Origin of the sequence: Enterococcus sp. DIV0724b, from assembly GCF_050531475.1 — a bacterium.
Classification (GTDB): Bacteria; Bacillota; Bacilli; order Lactobacillales; family Enterococcaceae; genus Enterococcus_L; species Enterococcus_L haemoperoxidus.
In genome coordinates, this window is record NZ_CP172890.1 from 949,732 (window position 1) to 973,313 (window position 23,582).

The 23,582-nt window shown below is 36.4% G+C and carries 16 protein-coding genes and 1 CRISPR repeat array; of the genes, 11 read left to right on the plus strand and 5 right to left on the minus strand.

The features are described from left to right. Window position 1 precedes the first annotated feature (1 nt). From IGJ02_RS04470 to arcC, 3 genes are read left to right on the plus strand one after another with little or no spacing between them, the layout of a single operon-like run. Window positions 2-1,270 (plus strand): DUF1116 domain-containing protein, encoded by a 1,269-nt coding sequence (locus IGJ02_RS04470; protein ID WP_010760616.1) that lies wholly within the window; start codon window positions 2-4, stop codon window positions 1,268-1,270. Between the two features lie 3 nt (window positions 1,271-1,273). Continuing rightward, window positions 1,274-2,128: a DUF2877 domain-containing protein gene (locus tag IGJ02_RS04475; protein ID WP_430603435.1), complete on the plus strand. Its 855-nt coding sequence runs from the start codon at window positions 1,274-1,276 to the stop codon at window positions 2,126-2,128. A gap of 12 nt (window positions 2,129-2,140) precedes the next feature. Further along, a complete protein-coding gene (arcC, locus tag IGJ02_RS04480; protein ID WP_010760618.1) occupies window positions 2,141-3,079 on the plus strand; it encodes a carbamate kinase in 939 nt (312 codons plus the stop codon). A gap of 86 nt (window positions 3,080-3,165) precedes the next feature. Here the strand turns inward: arcC and IGJ02_RS04485 are convergent, their stop codons facing one another. Further along, complete coding sequence (locus IGJ02_RS04485; RefSeq protein ID WP_010760619.1) at window positions 3,166-4,806, minus strand: PucR family transcriptional regulator; 1,641 nt, start codon at window positions 4,804-4,806, stop codon at window positions 3,166-3,168. 566 nt (window positions 4,807-5,372) lie between these two features. Between IGJ02_RS04485 and IGJ02_RS04490 the strand changes: the two genes are divergently transcribed. The 6 genes from IGJ02_RS04490 (at window position 5,373) to IGJ02_RS04515 (ending at window position 13,978) form a co-directional block, all read left to right on the plus strand. Continuing rightward, window positions 5,373-6,581 carry a pyridoxal-phosphate-dependent aminotransferase family protein gene (locus tag IGJ02_RS04490; RefSeq protein WP_010760620.1) on the plus strand — a complete coding sequence of 403 codons (1,209 nt, stop codon included), beginning with the start codon at window positions 5,373-5,375 and terminating at the stop codon, window positions 6,579-6,581. 206 nt (window positions 6,582-6,787) lie between these two features. Next, on the plus strand, window positions 6,788-8,071 hold the full coding sequence (locus tag IGJ02_RS04495) for an MFS transporter (protein WP_430603436.1): 1,284 nt from the start codon (window positions 6,788-6,790) through the stop codon (window positions 8,069-8,071). A gap of 159 nt (window positions 8,072-8,230) precedes the next feature. Then, complete coding sequence (gene allW / locus IGJ02_RS04500; RefSeq protein ID WP_010760622.1) at window positions 8,231-9,691, plus strand: allantoin permease; 1,461 nt, start codon at window positions 8,231-8,233, stop codon at window positions 9,689-9,691. A 50-nt stretch (window positions 9,692-9,741) separates the two neighbouring features. Continuing rightward, entirely contained in the window at window positions 9,742-11,109 is a 1,368-nt protein-coding gene (allB, locus tag IGJ02_RS04505) for an allantoinase AllB (protein ID WP_010760623.1), read from the plus strand. 134 nt (window positions 11,110-11,243) lie between these two features. Beyond that, on the plus strand, window positions 11,244-12,482 hold the full coding sequence (locus IGJ02_RS04510) for an MFS transporter (RefSeq protein WP_430603437.1): 1,239 nt from the start codon (window positions 11,244-11,246) through the stop codon (window positions 12,480-12,482). Window positions 12,483-12,646: 164 nt separating this feature from the next. After that, the gene (locus IGJ02_RS04515) at window positions 12,647-13,978 is read left to right on the plus strand and encodes a hypothetical protein (protein WP_430603438.1); all 1,332 of its coding nucleotides are present in this window, start codon (window positions 12,647-12,649) and stop codon (window positions 13,976-13,978) included. Between the two features lie 38 nt (window positions 13,979-14,016). Here IGJ02_RS04515 and IGJ02_RS04520 read toward each other — a convergent pair whose 3' ends face one another. The 4 genes from IGJ02_RS04520 to IGJ02_RS04535 all read right to left on the minus strand — a co-directional run bounded on the left by IGJ02_RS04520 (window position 14,017) and on the right by IGJ02_RS04535 (window position 18,770). Further along, entirely contained in the window at window positions 14,017-14,769 is a 753-nt protein-coding gene (locus IGJ02_RS04520) for an SDR family NAD(P)-dependent oxidoreductase (RefSeq protein WP_010760626.1), read from the minus strand. A gap of 281 nt (window positions 14,770-15,050) precedes the next feature. After that, entirely contained in the window at window positions 15,051-16,973 is a 1,923-nt protein-coding gene (locus IGJ02_RS04525) for a PTS fructose transporter subunit IIABC (RefSeq protein ID WP_430603439.1), read from the minus strand. Between the two features lie 133 nt (window positions 16,974-17,106). Then, a complete protein-coding gene (gene pfkB / locus IGJ02_RS04530) occupies window positions 17,107-18,021 on the minus strand; it encodes a 1-phosphofructokinase (protein WP_430603440.1) in 915 nt (304 codons plus the stop codon). After that, a complete protein-coding gene (locus IGJ02_RS04535; RefSeq protein ID WP_010760629.1) occupies window positions 18,018-18,770 on the minus strand; it encodes a DeoR/GlpR family DNA-binding transcription regulator in 753 nt (250 codons plus the stop codon). Before IGJ02_RS04535 ends, pfkB begins: the two co-directional genes overlap by 4 nt. A 185-nt stretch (window positions 18,771-18,955) precedes the next feature. On the opposite strand from IGJ02_RS04535, the gene IGJ02_RS04540 reads away from it, so the two are divergent. Both IGJ02_RS04540 and pcrA read left to right on the plus strand, forming a co-directional pair. After that, entirely contained in the window at window positions 18,956-20,443 is a 1,488-nt protein-coding gene (locus IGJ02_RS04540; RefSeq protein ID WP_430603441.1) for an alpha-amylase, read from the plus strand. A gap of 274 nt (window positions 20,444-20,717) precedes the next feature. Continuing rightward, a CRISPR array of direct repeats spans window positions 20,718-21,021; the repeat unit is 34 nt; unit sequence GTCTCACTCTTTATTGAGTGAGTGGATTGAAATA. 231 nt (window positions 21,022-21,252) lie between these two features. Then, entirely contained in the window at window positions 21,253-23,493 is a 2,241-nt protein-coding gene (gene pcrA, locus IGJ02_RS04545; protein WP_034683298.1) for a DNA helicase PcrA, read from the plus strand. Window positions 23,494-23,582: the final 89 nt, after the last annotated feature.

A 23,582-nucleotide genomic window follows, 5' to 3' on the forward strand; every position in this document is an offset into this window, starting at 1 on the left:
AATGGCATATAAAACAATCGATGAAGCAAACCAAGCGGTAGCAGCAAAAATCGTTGCTGGTTCTCCTTTCTTATTAGATGTAGTTCCAGCAAAATCAGTAATCCCAGAATTAAATGAAGGAAAAGTATTACTTCATGCAGGACCTCCAATCACTTACGATAAAATGGTTGATCCAATTCAAGGCGCCTGTGTGGGAGCAGCATTATTTGAAGAATGGTGTGAAACTGAAGAAGAAGCAAGAAAAATGCTAGAATCTGGCGAAGTAAAACTGATTCCATGTCATCATGTAAATGCTGTAGGACCAATGGGTGGAATCACATCAGCAAATATGGCTGTTTTAGTTGTTGAAAATAAAACAGATGGCAATCGTGCTTTCTGTACGATGAACGAAGGAATTGGTGCAGTATTACGTTTTGGTGCTTATTCTGATGAAGTAATCACTCGTTTGAGATGGATGAGAGACACATTGGCACCTGTTTTAAGTGCAGCATTAAAAACAAAAGAAGACGGATTAAACATCAATGTGTTGGTTGCTAAAGCAATTGCTATGGGGGATGAATTCCACCAACGTAATATTGCAGCATCATTAGCTTTCTTGAAAGAAATGGCACCGATCATTGTTGGATTGACTGAAATCGATCAAACGAAACGTGAAGAAGTTGTACAATTCTTAGCGGATACAGATCAATTCTTCTTAAATATCATGATGGCTTCTGCGAAAGCTGTAATGGATGGGGCAAGACAAATTCAAGAAGGAACAATCGTAACTGCAATGTGTAGAAATGGATATGAGTTTGGTATCCGTATTGCTGGAATGGGTGACGAATGGTTCACAGGACCTGTTAACACACCGCAAGGGTTATATTTCTCTGGCTTTAGTGAAGCAGATGCAGCGCCAGATATGGGAGATAGTGCTATCACTGAAACATTTGGTGTCGGTGGTATGGCCATGATCGCAGCTCCAGCAGTTACTCGTTTTGTTGGTTCAGGTGGTTTCTATGATGCATTGAATACAAGTAATGAAATGACTGAAATTTGTATTGACACTAACCCTAACTTTCCAGTTCCAACTTGGGACTTTAAAGGAATTTGTCTCGGAATTGATGCGAGAAAAGTTGTAGAAACTGGAATTCTTCCAGTAATCAATACAGGCATCGCAAATAAAAAAGCTGGTCTAGGTCAAATTGGTGCCGGAACTGTAACACCACCAATCGACTGTTTTGAAAAAGCTGTCTTAGCTTATGCAAAAAAATTAGGTTTTACAGAATAAAAGGTGAAGATATTGTTTGTTAATGCTTGTTTTATTGATCAACTTCTTTTAATGGATAACTTTGAAGAACTAAAATGGCGGGTCCATAGTAAATATAAGAATAGCTTCAATATTCAAGATGAGAGGAAACAACAGTTAGTGGTCGTGACGACCACTAACTATCCTTTTATGCCGAATGGTATTTACTTACAAGCTAGTGATTTTTCACACGTGTTATCAACAATCGAAATTGGAGAACAAATTACTTGGGAGCAAAAATGTTTGCATTTTTCAAAAAATCATCTATTACTGACACATGGGAAACGGTATTCGTCAGTAGCTGTGGTGGTCGGAAACTTAGAGGGGAAAAGTCAAGAAAGACTATTTTCATATTCAAATTCATTAGTAAAGGTAACGGGAAATCAACAGTCTTTAGCTCAGTTTTTAGAAGGAAAACACTCATTTAAAAATGCGCTTATTCAGCTCTGTTCTGAAAATCAGTCACAACAAAAATCAGGTCTTGATTTTCTTTTAGGTCGAGGAATGGGGCTAACCCCTTCTGGAGATGACATGATTGTTGGACATCTTGCTGTGAGACTGCTACTGGATAAACAAAGCTCAATATTAACGAACCTATTACTTACTGAACTGTTATCAGAACGTTCTGTTACAACAGATATCAGCAAGCATTATTTGTTATGCGCGTTAGCAGGACATTTTAGCGAACCAGTTCTTAAATTGATGGAAGCATTGACGACAAATAGCAGTGAAGAACATATTATAAAAGTTGTTAAATCACTTATTTCAGTAGGTCACACATCAGGTGTTGATTTACTGGCAGGCTTTTTAACAACAATTAAATTAATAAGCATTAAATGAAGGAGGATAATTATGGCAAATCGTGTCGTGATCGCATTGGGAGGCAATGCAATTTTAAAACCAAACCAAGAAGCAACACTTGAGGTGCAATTAGAGAATGTAAAAGCAAGTACAGAGCTTGTTGCAAAAGTAGAAGAATTAAACTATGAAATCGTTTTGACACATGGAAATGGTCCTCAAGTTGGGAATATTTTAAGACAAAACGAGGAAGCAAAAGATGTAGTTCCACCGTTTCCACTAGATGTTTGTAACGCTGAATCACAAGGTTTTATTGGATATATGTTAGAACAAAGTTTGAAAAACTCATTGGAAACAAAAGGGTTGACAAGTAATGTTATTACATTATTAACGCAAACAGAAGTTTCAGCTGATGATGAAGCATTCGATAATCCAAATAAGCCAATCGGAATTTTTTACTCAGAAGAAGAAGCGAAACAAATGGAACAAGAAAAAAATTGGGTGATGATGGAAGACGCTGGTCGCGGATATCGCCGTGTTGTTCCTTCTCCACAACCAAAAGCAATTCATGGTGTAGATGCCATTGTTAAGCTATTAAATCAAAATACGATTGTTATCGCTGGCGGTGGCGGAGGAATTCCTGTTGTTCGCAACCAAGATGGTTTGTTAAAAGGAATTGAAGCTGTTATTGATAAAGATCGCACAGGTAAAAAACTAGCGGAACAAATCGATGCAAATGTCTTCATGATGTTGACAGATGTAAGCAATGTTTATATTAATTATGGTAAAGAAAATCAAGAAAAACTAGAAACAATTTCTGTAAAACAAGCACAACAATATATGGATGCCGGTCATTTTGCTGACGGTAGTATGGGTCCAAAAATGGAAGCGGCAATTGGATTTGCAGCACAAGGCAAGACCGCTATTATTTGTTCTTTAGAAGAGGCTGACCAAGCGTTATTAGGTAGAGCAGGAACAAGAATTACAGGCTAAACGAATACAAATAGAAAAGGCACTTTTTTCCAAAAAGAAGCTGTGATTTGACTCTTGTGGTTAAATCACAGCTTCTTTTCTTTTACTTATTGATGCTGATTCGATCGCTCAGATAATTCTAAGGCTAAACGGAAATTCAAGCTATTTGTTGGATCTTGGATATTTTTCCCCAGTAATTTGGCACAATGATCGATTCTGTATTTTATGGTATTGCGGTGTAGGTACATTGCTTTAGCCGTTTTTGAAATCTCACATTGGAAACTCAAATAACATTGTAAGGTTTTACGAAGTTCTATAAACGAGTCTTCCACAGGGTAAGCAAGCTCTTTTAACGTTGTTTCACAGAAATAATGAATATCTTCAAGGCTCATCTTTTCAAATAGACTTTTCATTCCTTTAGGATGGTATCGATGAATCAAAGGACTATCTGTCATTGTGAGCATCTCTTCATAGGCCGTTTTGGCTTCGATAAATGAATTAGCAATTTGTTCAGTAGTTTCATATAAATTTCCTAAAGCAAAAGTTAACGTAATTGGAAGTTTTTTAGATAATTCTAAGGATAATTCAGTTAAAATTTTATCTAAATCATTTACTCTACTTTGGATTAAAATGGCTAAGTGATCTGTATTTTTTACTTTAAAAATACTAATATCTTTGATTCGAAGTGGCAAAGTCTCATGTAGCCATTGGAAAGCAACGTCGCTTTCTTCTTGTTGATATTTGATTTTCGTTGCAGTGGTGGTTGTTTGACTGCAAACAGCATAAACAACTTGATATTGTGTACTTTTCTTTAAGCCATAATTTGCTCCTAGATCAAGCCAATCGCGTTTAGTTTGATGAGGCGTTTGTTGATATTCAACTAGTTGAGCTAAAAAATCACTTTTGAGAAAATCTAATGACTCTTGAACCTTTTGATTTTTATACAACATGAATGACAGGACTAAACAGGCTTGTTCTACAGCGAATTCAGACATTGGATAAGGCACTTGTTCAGGATTTAAAACCAATAAATAATGTGGGAAATAGCTATTTACTGTAACTGAAAACCCTGCAATTTGCAAAGGAGTTTGATTTAAATCTTTGATCACAAATGAAGCGTGGCTGTCTTCGGTCCAAGTCTTATATTTACTGACGAGTTGCTCAACATAATACTCTGCTGGTTTTGAAGTTTGGGTAAAATGTTTTGAGTGCGCAATCACTTTACGATAAGGACTTACTAAAATAACTGGCGTATTAATCATTTTACCAAAATCAGCGGTAAAACGTGCAATGCTCACATCATGAATTAATAAATCTGAAAAACGTTTTTGAATGTCTAGAGCATAGCTTAATTGCTCAGTTTTAGTATCCCATAAGTAATTTAATAGCTGATGCAACAAAGCACCTAAAGGTTGGGTACTTGGTACTTGAATAACCGGAAAATCAATTTTATTAGCATAAGCCACTACTTCAGGATCAATTGCTTCAATAAAACGTCCAACTTTAATACCGATTCCAGCAGCTTCTTGTTCCTTTAAAGAATCAATCAAGGTAATTAGTTCTTTTTGATTCTCTTTGTATACCATGGCAGTCGTCAAAAGAAAAATCTTTTTTGGAATAAAATCTGCCACATCAGGAGTTTCAGAAATTTCAATACTTTCAACAACTGTGTTGGCTTTTGTAGGATGCGTTAATAATTTTAGATCGGAAAATCTTGGTATTTTTAATAAATCTTCTAAAGTAGTCAATGGATTTCCTCCTATTATTAAATGTGGAACAAATTGGTTATACCTGTAGAAATTAGGAAGTTAGCATTAATACGAACGTTATTTTACTGCTAATTTAGCCATTTTCATAAGGATTGATTTGTACAGCTAGATAAAAATAAAAGCAAAGCGGGTTCGTTCAGCTTTGGCAGAAAAATAGGAAACTCTAACTGAGGCATTTTTGACTAATTTATAGTTTCTCTTTTTTTGCGAAGAGCTAATCCGCGTAGCTAGATAAAAAAAAGTAAAGTGGGTTCGTTCAGCTTTGGCAGAAAAATAGGAAATTTCACAAGCATAGTTTCTCATTTTCTGATAAGCTATAGAGTATATAGTAAAAATGCAGACATGTGATAAATTTTTGATGAGGAAGTATCAACTCATAATATTATTGTATTTCCTAGCATATCTCTATTCTAAATGATAGCGCATGCAGATTCAAGAATGGTTTGTACATAATAACCGAAAATTCATTTTTTTTATTCAAAAGTGACAATGACTTTTTTGGATATAAAGGTAGGATGAAATTAAAACGGAAAAGAGGAATAGTTATGTTTTCAGAAATATCAGTACCAAGCAGAACAATCATGACACCAGGGCCAGTTGAGGCTCATCCGGTCGCATTAAGAGCAATGTCAGCTTCTATTTTAGGTCAATTTGATCCAGCTTTTTTACAAATTATGGATGAAGTGAAGGAAATGATCAAAATTCCTTTCGGCACAAAAAATGAGCAAGCATTTGCAATTGATGGAACATCACGTTCTGGTTTAGAAGCTGCTTTAATCGCATTGATCGAACCAGGAGATAAAGTGCTGATTCCGGTATATGGCCGTTTTGCATATCTTTTAGGAGAAATCTGTGAGCGAGCACAAGCCGAGATTCATTATCTTGAAAAAGAATGGGACTCACCATTTGAACAAGAAACAGTAATTGAAGAGATCAAAAAATTTCAACCGAAAATTGTTGCTATGGTTCATGGTGAAACAGCCAATGGACAAATGCAGTCAATGGAAAAAATTGGTCAACACTGTAAAGAAAATGATATTTTCTTTGTTGTAGACATGGTTGCAACATATGGTGGCGTGCCCCTTGAAGTAGATGCCTGGGGAGTCGATATCGCAATTGCGGGAACACAAAAATGTGTGAGCGTCCCTTCTGGTTTATCGTTGATCACTTATAACGACCGAGTAGAAAAGGTTCTTACTAGCCGCTACCAAAAAGAATTAGGGTTAAGTAAGGATATTCGCAATGAAAATCATATTAGCAGTAATTATCTTGATTTAAGCCAGTTACAGCGTTATTGGAGCGAAGAGCGAATCAATCATCATACGGAAGCGACAAGCATGATCTACGGACTGCATGAAGGCCTTAGAATGATGATCAAAGAAGGGATGGATAATGTCTACGCGCGCCATGCGCAAAATGACCAAGCAATTGTTGCTGGTATAAAAGCGATGGGTTTAGGTTTTTATGGTGATTTGACGACTAAAATGCCAACAGTTACACCGATCATGATTCCTGAAGGAATCGATGGTGAAAAAGTTCGTGCGCTTATGCTAGACGAATTTTGTGTGGAAATTGCGTCTTCCTTTGGGGCTTTGCAAGGAAAAGTTTGGCGTATTGGAAATATGGGGTATAGTAGCAGAAAATCTAATGTTCTTCATGTATTATCTGCTTTAGAAGGTGCTCTTAACTATTACGGGGCAGATATCAATAAAGGCGAAGCGGTAAAAGCAGCACTATCAATCTACAAAAAATAAATTAAACTAGTTTGTGTGAAAGAGCAAGTGATTGTTCGTTTTGCACAAACTTTTTAACAAGTTTGTGAAAAATAATGATGCATGAAAGTTTGCTACCGCTTACAATTAAAAGGAATAAGGAAGTTATTTATTAGATGTTCGAAATAAAAATTGCACAAACATTTTTAGTATCGCGCATTTAAAAGATAACATATGGAGGAAAAGACATGGATGCAAAAAGTAAGAATTCAGGAATGGATTATTGGAAAAAAATTGTTATTTTGTTATGTGCAGGTTGGGTAACGATCTGGGTATATCGTTCAGCTTTATCACCTGCATATCCGCAAATCAATGAGTCACTTGGCGGAAATATCACGGATACAGCGTTAGGCTTTATTTCTACTTGTTACTTCTTTGGATATGTAGCAATGCAGATTCCAGCAGGTTTCTTAGTAGATAAGATCGGGAAGAAAAAAGTATTGATTCCAGGTTTTATCGTTTTCGGAGTAGCTGCTTTATTAATTTCTCAAGCAACAAATATTCAAATGATTTATGTTGGTAGTGTTTTAGCAGGTTTAGGTTGTGGATCTTTCTACGGATCAGCATATTCACTAACTTCTCAAAATATTCCACGTGAAAAAAGAAGTTTCTCTACTGCAATTGTAAACAGCGGATCAGCTGTTGGTTCTGGTTTAGGTTTGATTTTATCTAGTTTTTTAGTTGTTCAATTAAAATTCCCATGGCAAACAATGATGTATATTTCTGTAGCATTGATTGCTGTGATGCTAGTGGCATTTGTTGCAATTATTCGTAATAATAAAGAAGATGCTGAATTCTTAGCACAATCTGAAGCGGCAGAGGCAGCTGAAGCCGCAGCAGCTGCACCAGAAGCTCCTGTTGCTGAAAAAGAACATGTTTCAATCAAAAAATTATTCTCACCAAAAATGCTATTTGCTTATATTTTATATTTTGCTACTTGTTACGCGTATTATATGACAGTTACTTGGTTACCAAACTTCTTGGGAACTGAACGTGGATTTGAAGGAGCAGCAATCGGATTTTCTGCGTCTCTTGTAGCGTTTGCTTCAATTCCAGGTGCGTTATTCTTCAGCCGTCTAGCTGATAAATTCATGCATAAAAAAGTACAGTTTATTGTTATCTTAGAATTTTTAGCAGCAGCAATGTTATTATTGACTGTGCAAGCAACAAACTCAACGCTATTATTGATTGGCTTGATTTTATATGGTTTCCTAGGAAAACTAGCTGTAGAGCCGATCATTATTTCATGGCTTGGAGAAAATGCACCCAAAGTTGGGATTGGTACAACACTTGGCGTATTTAACTTTTTCGGAATGATGTCTTCAGTTATTGCACCTACATTGACAGGTTCAATCTCTGATGCGACTGGTTCAAAAGAAATGGGCTTTTATATTTCAGTTATTCTACTAGTAGTTGGAACGGCTTTATTCTTATTAGCAAACTTGAATAAAAAGAAAGCAAGTGCTGAATAAGTACATGTGATTATAAATAGTGATGTGTTTAGCTTCTGAAACTAAATATAGTTGATAGAAATTAAACACATCATATTTTTTTAGTCAAAAAGAATACATAAAAATAAGATATTATTTGGAATCTTAGTGTGTGTAAGCGCTTAAAAAGGAGGCGAAATAATGGAAAACCAAGATTACCAAATCACGGAAGAAGAACTTCAAAGGTATCGAGAGCGTGGCTATAATGAAGATCTGCTTCCAAAACCATTGTCTAAAAGGATGATGGGAAAAATGAACTATTTTACGCTTTGGATGGGTTCAGTGCATAATATTCCTAATTATACAGCCGTAGGGGGATTTTTATTTCTAGGACTTTCACCAATCAATATTATGTTGGCTTTGGTGATAAGTGCATTGGCAGTTGCTTTGTTTATGACCTTTAATGGTCGAGCGGGATCAAAATATGGCATTCCTTTTGCGATTCATTTACGTTCAACTTATGGCGATATAGGTGCAAAATTGCCAGGGTTTCTTAGGGGATGTGTTGCTGCGATTGCTTGGTTTGGATTGCAGAATTACACAGGTTCATTGGCATTATTGATTTTACTTGGTAAGATTTGGCCAGGTTTTCTAACTCTTGGCGGAGATACGATGATCTTAGGAATTTCTATTCCAGGATTGATCGCCTTTACGATTTTCTGGGCGGTGAATATGTTGATTGGGTTCGGCGGTGGAAAGATTCTGAACAAGTTCACAGCTATTCTAAGTCCATTGATTTATATTGTGTTTGGTGGTATGGCTATTTGGGCCATTGGAGCAGCAGGTGGCTTGGGACCTATTTTATCATATGACGTTGCGGGAGCAGCACATAATATTTCACCTGTATTTGTCTATTTTATGATCATTAATTCAGTTTTAGCCGTTTGGGCGGCACCGGGAGCAAGTGTGTCTGATTTTACTCAAAATGCAAAATCAACGAAAGATCAGACTATTGGTCAAACAGCTAGCTTTTTAGTTGGTTACGGCATATTTGCCTTTTCGAGTGTAGTGATTTTAATCGGTGGTTCTATTCGTTACGGAATCCAAGAATGGAATATTTTAAACATTGTGGATCGTTGGGATAATTCATTTGCTATTATTGTTGCAATGCTAGTATTCTTATTAACAACAGTTTCTACAAATGCAACGGGGAATATCATTCCAGCTGCTTATCAGCTGTGTGCATTATTTCCTAAGAAAATCGATTATAAAAAAGGTGTTTTACTTGCTAGTGTTATCAGCTTTCTGATTATGCCGTGGAAATTAATGGAAAATGCAGATAGTATTTTTATTTTCTTGAATACGATCGGTGCGGTCTTGGGACCTGTTGCAGGAACAATGATTGCTAACTACTATTTTGTACAGAAACAAAAGATCGACTTGAATCAGTTGTATATGGATCAAAAAGCTGACAATAGTCAGAATATCTATAAAGGATTGAATAAACCTGCGTATGCTGCTACTGTTGTGGCATTAGTTATTTGTTTAAGTGGTAATTTTATTCCTGCTTTAAAAGTGATTTCTGATATTTCTTGGATTTCTGGTTTTGTATCTGCGTTTGTTTTATATTTAGTATTAAGAAAATTTTTTGATAAAAACTAATAAACTTTTTGGGCTATCTCATTCGGTTTATAAATTTAGGAGGAACGTATATGACACATGATTTAGTAATCAAAAATGGTTTAGTTATTCTGGATTCGGGAGAAGTTAAGACGGATGTTGCCGTAAAAGATGGGTTGATCGTAGCTATCGGGAATGATCTTGGCGATGCGGATAAAGTCATTGATGCAGAAGGTTTAATTGTTAGCCCTGGTATGGTGGATGCACATGTACACATTACTGATCCAGGAGGCGGTTATCGAGATCAATGGGAAGGTTATATCACTGGAACAGCTTCTTGTGCTAAAGGTGGTGTCACATCCTTTATGGAGATGCCTTTAAACCAAGTGCCGGCAACGGTCGATGGTGAATCGTTAGAAATAAAATATACTGCTGGAAAAGGCAAATTGAAATCAGATGTTGGATCATTTGGTGGTTTAGTGCCGTTTAATCTTACAGGTGGTATTCAAGAGTTAAATGATGGCGGAGTTGCAGCGTATAAATGTTTTATGGCAACTTGTGGAGATCGTAGCATTGATGGGGATTTCATGAATGTCGATGATTATTCTCTTTACGAAGGAATGAAACAAGTTGCTAAAACTGGGAAGGTTCTAGCAATTCATGCAGAAAATGCTGCGATTACAGATAAGTTGGGCGAGATTGCCTATAAAAATGGAGAAACAACGTTGAAAGCATACGTTGCCAGTCGTCCAGTCTTCACTGAAGTTGAACCTATTCGCAGAGCGATTTTATTTGCTAAAGAAACGGGCTGTCGTATCCATATTTGCCATATTGCCTGTCCAGAAGGTGTAGAAGAAGTAACAAAGGCAAGAAGGTCTGGTGTTGATGTAACGTGTGAAACTTGTACTCATTATCTTTACTTTGAAACAGATGAATTAGACGCAATCGGTCCAGTGGTAAAATGTTCACCGCCGATTCGTGATAAAGAAAATCAAAATGGTATGTGGGAAAAAGTGTTATCAGGAGAAATCGATTTTGTAACATCTGACCATTCACCATGTACACCTGATTTAAAAGATAAAGACAATGCATTTGAAGCATGGGGCGGAATCTCTGGGGTTCAAAATAATGTCGATGTTCTTTTTGACGAAGGGGTTCAAAAAAGAGGGATGTCATTGAAACAATTTGCAGATATTATTGCCGCCAATCCTGCTGATCGTTATGACCTGGATCAAAAAGGGCGAATCAGTATTGGGAAAGATGCTGACTTTGTTTTGATTAAACCGAATGCACCCTATACGTTAAAAGCTGAAGATTTAGAATATCGTAATAAAATCAGCCCTTATATTGGTCGTGAAATCGGTGCTCAGGTTGTACAAACTGTTTTAAGAGGTCATGTTATCTATACAAAAGAAGACGGAGTTTCAACTGACTTTGTTGGTGCCTTTATCAAGAAGTAACTAAGTTAATAGAGTAAGAAGGAGATCAGACATGAAAATATTCATTTTTATTGTCTGATCCTTTTTATTTTAGTGGCAAAAAATGGAGAAGCCATTTATTAAGTGAGTTTGCCTGATAAAGGAGAGCGTGGATTATGAATGAAAAAAAAAGACTGAATGGCCAGATGCCATATTGGAAACAGATTATTTATATATTAACGATTGGTTGGATCGTTATTTGGATCTATCGAACAATTTTAACACCTATTTATCCAATCATTAGTGATTATTTTGGCGGTGCGACTGATGCAGAGCTTGGTCATATTTCAAGCTTTTATTTTTTAGGGTATGTCTGCATGCAAATTCCTTCTGGCGTGCTAGTGGATAAATTAGGAAAAAAACAAATTCTGATTCCGGGCTTTTTATTATTTGGTCTGGGTGCATTGGTTGTTGGATTAGCGCAAAATATTGGCATTGTTTTTGTTGGAAGTGTTTTAGCCGGACTAGGTTGTGGGACTTATTATGGTGTGGCTTACTCGCTGACCGCTGAATATGTACCGGTTTCTAAAAGAAGTTTATCGACAGCTATTGTTAATAGCGGCACAGCAATCGGAAGTGGCTTAGGCTTGATTTCTTCAAGCTATCTAGTTGGAACAGGTGTATTACCTTGGCAAGCCTTGATTTTTGCAACGATCGTGTTGATTTTACTAGCTGTGACTATGTTTTTGTATTTTATTCGGTTGGAAAAACCAAACAAGGCAATTAATACAAAATCAGAAAAGAAAAAAACAATGTCGTTCAGAGCACTTTTTAAACCTCGAATGGTTTCTGCGTATATCTTATATTTTTCAACATTGTACACATATTACTTAATCGATACTTGGTTGCCTAATTTTTTAGAAACTGAAAAAGGTTTTTCTGGAACTTCAGTTGGCTTAGCTTCTTCTTTGGTATTTTTCACAGCAATTCCAGGTGCGCTTATTTTTAGTCGAATTGCTGATCGTATTCCAATGAAAAAAGTTCAAATGATCATCTTACTTGAACTACTAGCCGCCAGTGTGCTATTTATAACCGTGACTACAACGAGTCAAACAATTTTAGTGATCGGTATTATGGCGTATGGTTTTTTTGGAAAGTTAGCTGTTGAGCCAATCATTATTTCTTGGTTAGGGGAGTCAGCACCGAGGGGCAGCATTGCAACAATGTATGGTGTGTTTAATTTCTTTGGAATGTCTGCATCTGTCATTGTTCCGTCATTAACTGGGAAAATTTCTGATATCACTGGTTCAAAACTCTATGCATTTTATTTAGCAATTCTAATTATAGGAATCGGAACTTTTTTGTTTTACTTGATTAATCGTTTTGTTAGGGATACAAATGAAAACACGTATTGAAAACGCGTAATAAAAGACACCTTGCTTCTTTCAGTTTTTTCTAAATCGAAAGAAGCAAGGTGTTTTTTTTGCTGTTTAAACTCAACTTGACGATTCTAGAAGTATATTAGATGAACTCTGTCTTTATTTTCGTTATACTTATCTAAAGGAACGAGGTGGGGCAAATGGAAAAAACTGAGAAAATATATATGGTAGTCGCTCGGGCTGACTTTTCTTTAGAAGAGTTAAAAAAGGATGTTTTTGATTGGTTAAGCTTTTTACGCATTGTGACCATACCTGAAAGCTATCGTTTTGGTGATGAAAAAGCGCAGCCGTTTAATTTACAAACAATTACTCATCAGATTCAACAACTGACAGAAGAAGAAAATTTATGGATCAAGGTGAACAGTCAAGGCGGAGAATTTCAGCTTCATATTTCTAAGTTAAAACTTCATGAACGGACGATTCTAGATGGTACTATTTTTCTAGACAATCAAACGATGATCGAAGACTATTGCGACACCCGAATGATTAAAAATGGCATATATGGCTATCTTAGACCGTTAGATGAATATTTGTATAATAATGTTGAACTTATTGAAAAAAGAACCTTTGAGACAGATAGTGAAATCGCTATGCTTCCCAAACGATATAATGATAAAAAAACTGTAATCGTTGATTGCAATCAGCTAGCGGGCTATGACATTTATTTTAAAGGTTTGTGTTTGACTTCGTGTTGGAAAATGTACTATTCAAGTTTATACTGTCAAATTATTCCTAAACCTATTTTTTTAGAAGTGCAACAAGTTCAATCTGTAGAGGAAATGGATAATCAAGTAATCAAAGTAACATTATTTCAAAATCCTTTTAATTGGGATTTACCTATTAATCAAAAATATCAGCGTTTGTTCCGAGATCAAATGGGCTATGATCAACTAGCTTGGAATAATGGCACGGGGGTTTTACGTCCGCCATATATAGAGTACGCTTTTGTTGAAGACGTTACACAAACTGTTCAATATCAAAACAGCTACTACCAACCAGTTGAAAAAAAAGATGCCACGTATTTTGTCACAAGAAGTTACGACAAGCTTCATCAAAAATATGTAGTAAATCGCACAAAAGGAATATTGAATGCACAAGCTTATTTTCCGTGGATCGATGAAAAAAGCCGTAAAATGATGAATTATCGTGTAGTAGATCCAAAAATGGCGATAGATGACGGACTTTCAGCGTATGAATTTTATATTCGGCAGTTTTTAGAGATTGATGTCTTTGATCAAAAATATGATGAATTTGTCTCTGTGTTACGTTTTTACTTACCTAAAGAAGCAATTAAGCAAATTCCTTTAGATGCATTATGGGATAAGTTATTTGATGTGAATATTAGTAATCTAAAGCAAAAAGAAGCGTCTACACGCTTTGATTTGAAAAAGGCTAAAAATCATTTACGTGTTGTATTTTTGGATTCAAGTTATTTAGAGACAATCAATCATACGCTCGATGTGAGTGAGTAGATTTATAGGGGCTGGGATATTTATCCCAGCCCCTATAACTATATTAATTTAGCGATTCGGTCTCCATTAATAACCATCTTAGCACCAGTGACAAAACTAGCTTCGTCACAAGCTAGATAAATAACGCTGTTAGCAATATCTTCTGGCTTACCTAGATAAGGAAAATGGATAGATTTTTTATAAGCAGGTCTGGTATTTGGAAAAGTAGTTTCAATCATCGGAGTTTCAATAATACCTGGACAAATTGAATTTACTCGAATATTGTCTTTCGCATATTCAAATGCAGCATCAAGTGAAATTGATCGAATAACATCTTTAGCTGCCACATAAGGATTGCTATCTGGTAAGCCTACTAGACCCTCCATAGATGAAATATTAATGATGGATCCACCGCCATTTTTTATCATAAAAGGAATCACTTCGTTTAGACTATATACGAGACTGTTTACATCGACTCCTTGAATTTTTTTCCAATCTTCAGTCGATAGATCTAAAATCATTTTTGGAGAGGAAATCCCAGCGTTATTAACTAAGACGTCAATTTTTCCATAGTTATTTATTGTATCAAAAACTACTTTTTGCCAACTGCTGACAGAGCTTATATCGTGTTGAAGAGCAAAGGCTAAACCACCAACTTGTCTTATAGCTGAGACAACAGGTGTGAGTTTATCTAAGTGTTTACCTGTACAAACAATAATTGCCCCTTCTTTGGCAGCTAATTTAGCAGTTACAGTACCGATGCTGCTATCAGCTTCCGTAATCAACATTACTTTATCTAATAATCTATTCATATAAAAAAACCGCTATAATGAAAAAATCATTATAGTTATCCTTTCTGATTATTCTAAAAAAGATGATTGTGACCTTGAAAAAATTTAACCTGTAAAGAATGCGTATTACCTATATATAAGTTTAATATAGAACATTTTTTAAAGCTAATGATATAGACCGAAAATGTGAAACTTTTATTCAATCAAAAAATTGCATAAAAAATAGAGTGGAAATCCACTCTATAAAAAATCTAATTTTTTGGGAGACAGTACAGTTTTTTTTATGTTTCTTTTATGAAAAATTATTGAGTAACCGGTTTTTTCACAATACCCAAAATCACGGCAGAAACAATTGCACCAATTGCAATAAATAATAGATACAAAATTGGATGGCTTAATAATAAAGCTACGAAGATACCACCGTGAGGAGCTAATAGACGAATGCCGAAACCACCAACTAAACCGCCAGCTAATGCTGAACCAACGACAAAACTTGGAATAACGCGTAATGGATCTGCTGCAGCAAAAGGAATCGCGCCTTCAGTAACAAAGGATAAGCCCATTACTAAGTTTGTCAAACCAGCATCCTTTTGGTCTTTCGTAAATTTATTTTTAAAGATCAATGTTGCGATAAAAATAGCTAATGGAGGAACCATACCGCCGGCCATAACGGAAGCCATGATAATACTACCACCTTCTGTAACTGTCGCAGCAATCGAAGCTGTCCCGAATACATAGGCAGCTTTATTGATTGGACCACCTAAATCAATAGCCATCATACCACCAAGTAAAGCACCTAAAAGAGCAGCGTTTGTTCCGTCTAAACTTAATAAGAAACTATTTAAACCATCATTGATAACTTTCATTGGAACATTGACTAAAAGCATCAAACCACCAGTAATCAGTAGACCAAAAACGGGGTAAAATAAAATCGTTTTGATACCATCAAGTGATTTAGGCAAGCCTTTGAAGAGCTTTTTCAAGAAAAGAATGACATATCCGGCTAAGAAACCGCCGACTAAAGCACCTAGGAAGCCAGCACCACCTGTATTCGCTAATGCACCCGCAGCAAAACCTACGATTAGTCCTGGTCGATCAGCAATACTTGAAGCAATAAATCCAGCTAGAACAGGTAACATAAAGCCAAATGCAGCAGCACCAATTTGATTGAACCAAGAAGCTGCTTCGTTGTAGTTACCAAGCATACTTAATTGATCTTGAGGAACGCCGATAAATTGGTCGATCATAAATGAAAGAGCAATCGCGATCCCACCACCGATAACGAATGGAAGCATATGTGAAACACCGTTCATCAAATCTTTGTAGATTCTTGAACCAACTGAACCATCAGCTGATCCGTCTTCTTCACTTGTATCTGATTCAGAACTATGGAAGGTCGGAGCTGTACCGCTAGTTGCTAGAGTAATTAATTCTTCAGTTTTTCGAATACCATCACTCACTGGGCGGTTAACTAATTCTTTTCCGTCAAAACGATTCATTTCAACTTTTTTATCAGCTGCAACGATTACACCATCAGCACGTGCAATATCTTCTGCGGTTAGACGATTTTTGATTCCTTCAGAACCATTTGTTTCAACTTTGATGTCAACGCCCATTTCTTTGGCTTTTTTCTTTAAAGCATCCTCTGCCATATAGGTATGAGCGATTCCTGTTGGACAAGCTGTGACAGCAACGACGAATTTACGAGTTGAATCTTGAGTGTTTTTAGCTGCTTCTTCCAAGTGTTCTTGTTTCTCTTGTTCTTCTTTGGCTTCTTCAGCAGATTGGAATAAGTTTTGAACTGCTTCAGGAGTTTTTGTTTCTTTTAATTTCGCAACAAAATCTGGATCGATCAATAAGCGAGACAGGGCAGCCAAAGCTTGTAAGTGAGTATCGTTAGCGCCTTCTGGAGCTGCAATCATAAAGAATAGATAAGTTGGCTGTCCATCTAATGCTTCGTAATCAACTCCCTTGTTACTTTTAGCAAATAGAACAGTGGCTTCTTTAACGGCACTATTTTTAGCATGGGGCATCGCAATTCCGTCACCAAGACCGGTTGATGTTTGTGCTTCACGAGCTAAAATTCCTTCTTTATAGGTTTCAATATCAGAAATTCTACCGCCATCGTACATTTTTTTGACCATTTCATCGATGGCACCTTTTTTATCGGTCGCTTGTAGATCCATGATCATAACGTCTTTGACTAATAAGTCTTTGATGTTCATTTTTATTCCTCCTAAGTATATAAGTAACAACGTTCTGTTTCACGTCACCTTTTATTTCTTAACATCAGTTCATTTCATTCGCTGTGTTTCAAAGCAAAAGTAAAATGAGATCGTGAAGCTAAATAATGTAAAGTCACTTGATTTTTTCGATTTCCACTTCTGAAATCAATTCATTGATAAATGCAGCAGATGCCAAGTCATCTGAAAAAGCTGTAGCACTGCCACAGGCAACGCCCCATTTAAAAGCATCAATAGGATCATTAGTTTTAGAAAAAGTCCCTACAAATCCTGCAATCATCGAATCTCCTGCACCAACAGAATTTTTCAACGGTCGTTTTAACACATTTGATCGATAGATACCGTCTTTGGTGAATAAGAAAGCGCCGTCGCTCGCCATTGAAATGATGACATGTTGTGCACCATCTTCTAACAGACGTTCTCCAAATGGCAAGATATCCTCCATAGTTTTAAATTCTACGTGAAACAATTCAGCCAGTTCATGGTTGTTTGGCTTGATAAGTAAAGGCTTTTGCGGTAGAGCATTTAATAAATCTTTACCTGTGGTATCAATGACAAATTCAGCATCTTTATCTTTGATAATTTGAATCAACTCTTCATAAAAACCTTCACGAAGTGTTGCAGGTGTACTTCCTGATAAAACAACAATATCACCAGCTGAAATCATGCTTAAAGCTTGTTTTAAGTCTTGCATCTCTTCGTTGCTGATAGCAGGTCCCAAACCGTTGATTTCAGTTTCGGATTCAGATTTTAGTTTGATATTGATTCGAGTATCTTCTTGAACTGTTGTAAATTTCGTTTGGATATGTTCTTTTTTCAGCCAGTCAGAAATGAAATTCCCAGTAAAACCGCCTAGAAAACCAAGAGCTGTCGATTCAGCTTGGATTCTTTTTAAGATTCTGGAAACGTTGATACCTTTACCGCCAGGTAGCTTAAAGTCGTTGGTCATACGATTTAAGTCGCCTAATTTAAGACCTTCTACATGAACGATATAGTCAATTGAAGGATTTAATGTCACTGTGTAGATCATTGTATTGCCTCCTTGATCGTTGTTTTTTTCTGAAATTGTTCAAGTAACTCTGGAGAACATTGATTGGTGAGGATAATGACATCATCAAGCTCGGTTACTTTTGTGAATGTTACTTTATTAAGTTTGGTTTGGTCGATCAAAACATATGCTTCATCAGTTTGAGCAATAGCTAAACGTTTTAAAGCTGCTTCCTCAGGATCAGGAGTGGTTAAACCAAACTCAAGATGGGCGCCATTCATCCCCATAAAGACTTTATTGAAGCGAAAATGACTAAGTTGTTCCATGCCAGTTGCACCAATAATCGCTTTTGTGGATAGTTTTAATGATCCTCCAAGAATAATGGTATTGATATTTAAATCGCCAAGTTTAGCTGCGTGATGGACTGAGTTAGTCACAACTGTGATATTTTTTCCTGTTAAAAATGGTAGCATTTCTAAAGTAGTTGAGCCTGCATCCAAATAAATAACATCGCCATCATGAACGAATTGAGCAGCTAATGAAGCAATTAATTGCTTTTGTTGCGTGTTTTTGACTGATTTTTCAGTCATGTTTTGTTCAAAGCCTAAATTTAAAATTCGCTTTGCACCGCCATGAACTCGTTCTAATAATTCTGCATCTTCTAGTTCTTGTAAATCCCTACGTATAGTTGACTCAGAAGCATTTAAAAGAGTAGATAATTCTTGTGATTTCACGACTGACTGTTGATCTAATAAACGTAAAATTGCTTGATGTCTTTCTTCTGTAAGCATTTTCACACCTCTTTTCAATGATTATAATAGCACATCTAATTTCTCGATGCAATCAATATCGGTCAAAAACGATCAAAAAAGTTTTAAAACGTTCAAAGTGTTGAGAGAGAACTTAAAATTCTATCATTTGACAAAGAGGTTTGTTGTTTGGCTTAATGAAGTTAGGATAAATCGGAGGGATACGTATGCATAATCGTACAATATTGCAAGGATTTGAATGGTATTTGCCAGCTGACGGCAAGCATTGGCAACGTCTGACTGAATTAGCAGAAGAATTGCATAAAAAAGGAATCAATGGGGTGTGGCTTCCCCCTGCATACAAAGGTGCAAATGGTCTAGATGATGTGGGGTATGCACCTTATGATTTATACGATTTAGGTGAGTTTGATCAAAAAGGAACGGTCCCAACTAAGTACGGTACTATAGAAGAGTATTTAAAGTGTATCAAAGCATTGAAAGCACATGGAATGGAAGTTTATGGTGACATTGTTTTTGATCATTTTATGGGAGCTGATGAGGAAGAGACGGTTTCAGCTGTGAAATATCGTCAGGATAATCGGAATGAAGCACTCGGCGGGGAAGAAGAAATTTCGGCATGGACGAAGTTCAATTTTCCGGGAAGAAATGGGAAATACAATGACTATATCTGGACTTGGAAGAATTTTTCTGGTGTTGATTTTGACGACCGTAGACAAGATCATGGGATTTTCAACTTTGAGGGAAAAGGTTGGGATGAAGAAGTTGATAACGAAAATGGCAATTACGATTATTTGATGGGCTGTAATTTGGATATGGAGTATCCAGAAACCGTTGCTCAATTAAATAAGTGGGGTCATTGGTATCAAAAACTTACGGATGTTGACGGGTATCGTTTAGATGCAGTAAAACATATTCAGTTCAATTATTTTGTCGATTGGTTATTAAATAGAAGAAAAGAAAAAGGTAAGGAGTTATTTGTAGTTGGTGAATACTGGAATGGTGAGCTGAAGAAATTAACAAATTATATCGATAGTTCTGGAACGCTGATTTCTTTATTTGATGTTCCTTTACATTACCATTTTTATGAGGCTGCAAACTCGGATGGTCGCTATGATATGCGGAATATTTTTGAAGATACACTGGCTAAAGAGCGTTCAGAATGGGCAGTAACGTTTGTTGATAATCATGATACTCAAAAAGGACAAAGTTTGGAGTCGTGGGTCGCAGGATGGTTTAAAGTTCATGCCTATGCTTTGATTTTATTGCGTAAAGCTGGGACTCCTGTTGTCTTTTGGGGTGATTTATTTGGCATTCCTTCTCAAGGTGTGGATGCTGTTGGAAAGGATCTAGAGTTATTATTGAAGATTCGTGAGCGTTTAGCGTATGGTAGTGAAATGGATTATTTTGACGATCAAAATGTGATTGGCTGGATCAGAACTGGGACTTTTGATCATGAAAAGTCAGGATATGCAGTTATCATGACAAATGCTCAAGCAGGTGCAAAAACAATGACGATCAGTGCCATACATGCAGGAAAAGTATTTGTTGATATTTTAGGAAATAACAATGCGAAAGTAATACTGGATGAAACAGGTGGCGGAACATTTCCAGTTAATGGCGGAGAAATCTCTGTTTATGTAAATGAAGAAATTGTAGAAAAATTGAGTAAAGGAATTGATGGTTTGACATTGTAAAGAGAATAGTGATGAGAAGTACTTGCTATTTTTACATAGGTACATGTAAATTAGAGCGTGACTTCTATTGAAAGAATAATTATACTAAGTGTAGGAAGTTATTGGTATAAATTTGGTGCGAATCTCAAGTACACATGAAATTACTAGGATATCCGCACCAGAATTCAGCTGAAAATAGGTGTTAAATCGGATTTTTTCTCATTGTATTCACATTTTCAGATGAAGTCAATGCGAGAAAGTAATAAATATGTAAGTTGTTTGTTACTTTTTCACAGTCTCACTCTTTATTGAGTGAGTGGATTGAAATAGCTTATCCGTTAGTAGGAAGCCCAACTTCTGATGTCTCACTCTTTATTGAGTGAGTGGATTGAAATATATTGCCAAGAATTACCTCGTTTAACGAGTCTCGGTCTCACTCTTTATTGAGTGAGTGGATTGAAATACGGAGTGGAGAAGGGATTACCAGAAGAGATGTAGTCTCACTCTTTATTGAGTGAGTGGATTGAAATTTAATCTTAGAAGCGTTTAGCCATTTAGCAACCTCGTCTCACTCTTTATTGAGTGAGTGGATGGAAATTCCTGCGTTGGTTAGTGTCCCTGTTTTTGTTAGTGGTCTCACTCTTTTATTTGAGTGAGTTTTTTTATTTCCCCCTTAATTCCACAAAAACAATAAGTAAAGTTGAGTTGTCACTATAATTATCATCCTTTAAAAAGAAAATATTGTTCCAAGAATTCCATCATTATTAAAGAATTTTCCTGCTATATTTGGTATAATGTATAAGATTGAAAAAAGAGAGAGGACGTTGATGATGGCACAAGAAAACGCCTTGATCCAAGGTATGAATCCGAGACAAAAAGAAGCCGTTCTACATACTGAAGGGCCTTTATTAGTTATGGCGGGAGCAGGTAGCGGAAAGACTAGAGTTCTAACGCACCGTATTGCTTATTTAATTGAAGAAAAAGATGTTAACCCATGGAATATTCTAGCGATCACATTTACCAATAAAGCCGCAAAAGAAATGAGAGAGCGGGTTGGGAAACTATTAGAAGTTGGTGGAAATGATGTTTGGGTTTCGACATTTCACTCAATGTGTGTGCGGATTTTACGTCGTGACGTCGATCATATCGGCTACAATCGTAATTTTACGATCATTGATACTTCTGAACAGCGAACGTTGATGAAGCGGATTTTAAATGAATTAAACGTCGATATAAAGAAATACGATCCTCGCTCGATTCTTGGCACAATCAGTAATGCTAAAAATGAGTTGCAGACGCCAGCAAAAGTTGAGGAATTACAAGGCACACCCTATGAAGAAATTGTCGCAAAGTGCTATAAGATGTACCAAAAAGAATTGAGAAACAATCAGTGTATGGACTTTGATGACTTGATTATGAATACGATTCGTTTATTTAATGAACATCCTGATTCATTGACATATTATCAAAATAAATTCCATTATATCCATGTAGATGAGTACCAAGATACCAACCATGCTCAGTATACTTTAGTTAATATGTTAGCAGCACGCTTCAAAAATTTATGTGTCGTGGGTGATGCTGACCAAAGTATTTATGGCTGGCGTGGCGCAGATATGCAGAATATCTTAGATTTTGAAAAAGATTATCCTGATGCCTCTGTGATCATGTTAGAACAAAATTATCGTTCTACCAAAAAAATTCTAGATGCAGCCAATAATGTAATCAAAAACAATAGCAATCGTCGAGACAAACAATTATGGACAGAAAATACTGACGGAGAAAAAATCGTTTATTACCGTGGCGATAACGAACGAGATGAAACGCAGTTTATCGTTGGGCAAATCCAAAAAGAAATGCGTGAAAAAGATCGTATCTATGGTGATTTTGCGGTTTTATATCGGACGAATGCTCAATCTCGTGTAATGGAGGAAATGCTGCTTAAATCAAATATCCCTTATACGATGGTCGGTGGGCATAAATTCTACGATCGTAAAGAAATCAAAGATATTTTAGGCTATTTGAATATCATTTCTAATCCAATGGACTCACTTAGTTTCGAACGAGTAGTCAATGAACCAAAACGAGGTATTGGTAAAAGCTCTGTTGAGAAATTAAGAAGTTTTTCTCAGATGCATGGTTGGTCGTTACTCGAAGCATCACAAAATGTGGATCTAGCAAATATTTCAGGTAAGGCTGGTAAAGAGTTAGGTAGCTTTGGGATGATGATTCAAGATTTGACACAGATGATTCCTTATTTAACAATCACCGAATTGGTGAAAGAAGTTTTGGATCGCAGTGGCTATCGTGAAGAATTAGTCAGACAAAATAATTTAGAATCTCAAGCGCGCTTAGAAAACTTGGATGAATTTTTAACGGTTACACAAGAATTTGATAAACGTTATGAACGTCAAAGTGAAGAAGAGGCAGATGCACCAGATGAAAAATTAGCCGTTTTCCTAAACGATCTAGCGCTTGTTTCAGACCTAGATAATTTGGAAGAAAGTACGTCTCAAGTGACACTAATGACATTACATGCGGCCAAAGGACTTGAATTTCCAGTTGTTTTCTTGATTGGAATGGAAGAAGGGGTCTTCCCGCTATCCCGTGCGATGTTAGAGGAAAGTGAATTAGAAGAAGAGCGCCGTTTAGCTTATGTAGGAATTACTCGAGCAGAAGAAATTTTATTTATCACAAATGCTTTTTCCAGAACTTTATACGGAAGAACGCAATACAATCGTCCAAGTCGTTTCTTAGATGAAATCGATGAAGAATTATTAGATTTACAAGGTTCGATTGCAGCACCAAAAGCACCTTCCAGAACCTTTGAACCAAAAGTATTTAAACCTGCTTATGCGCAGCCAACAAAACAGCCAGTGACGGATAAAGTTGCTAGTGGTGGGGAATCAATGGCTTGGCAGGCAGGAGATAAAGTCAGACATAAAGCGTGGGGAACAGGTACAGTTGTGCGAGTTGGCGGTACTGCTAAAGACTTAGAACTAGACGTTGCGTTCCCAGAAAAAGGGATCAAGCGTTTATTAGCAGCATTTGCTCCGATTGAAAAAATATAAGGGTAGTAAAAAGTACTTCAAGCCTATTTTTCTGTCAGGACTGCATGTGCTCTTTCAGCTTTTAAGTTTATCTAGCTGCACAAATTAAT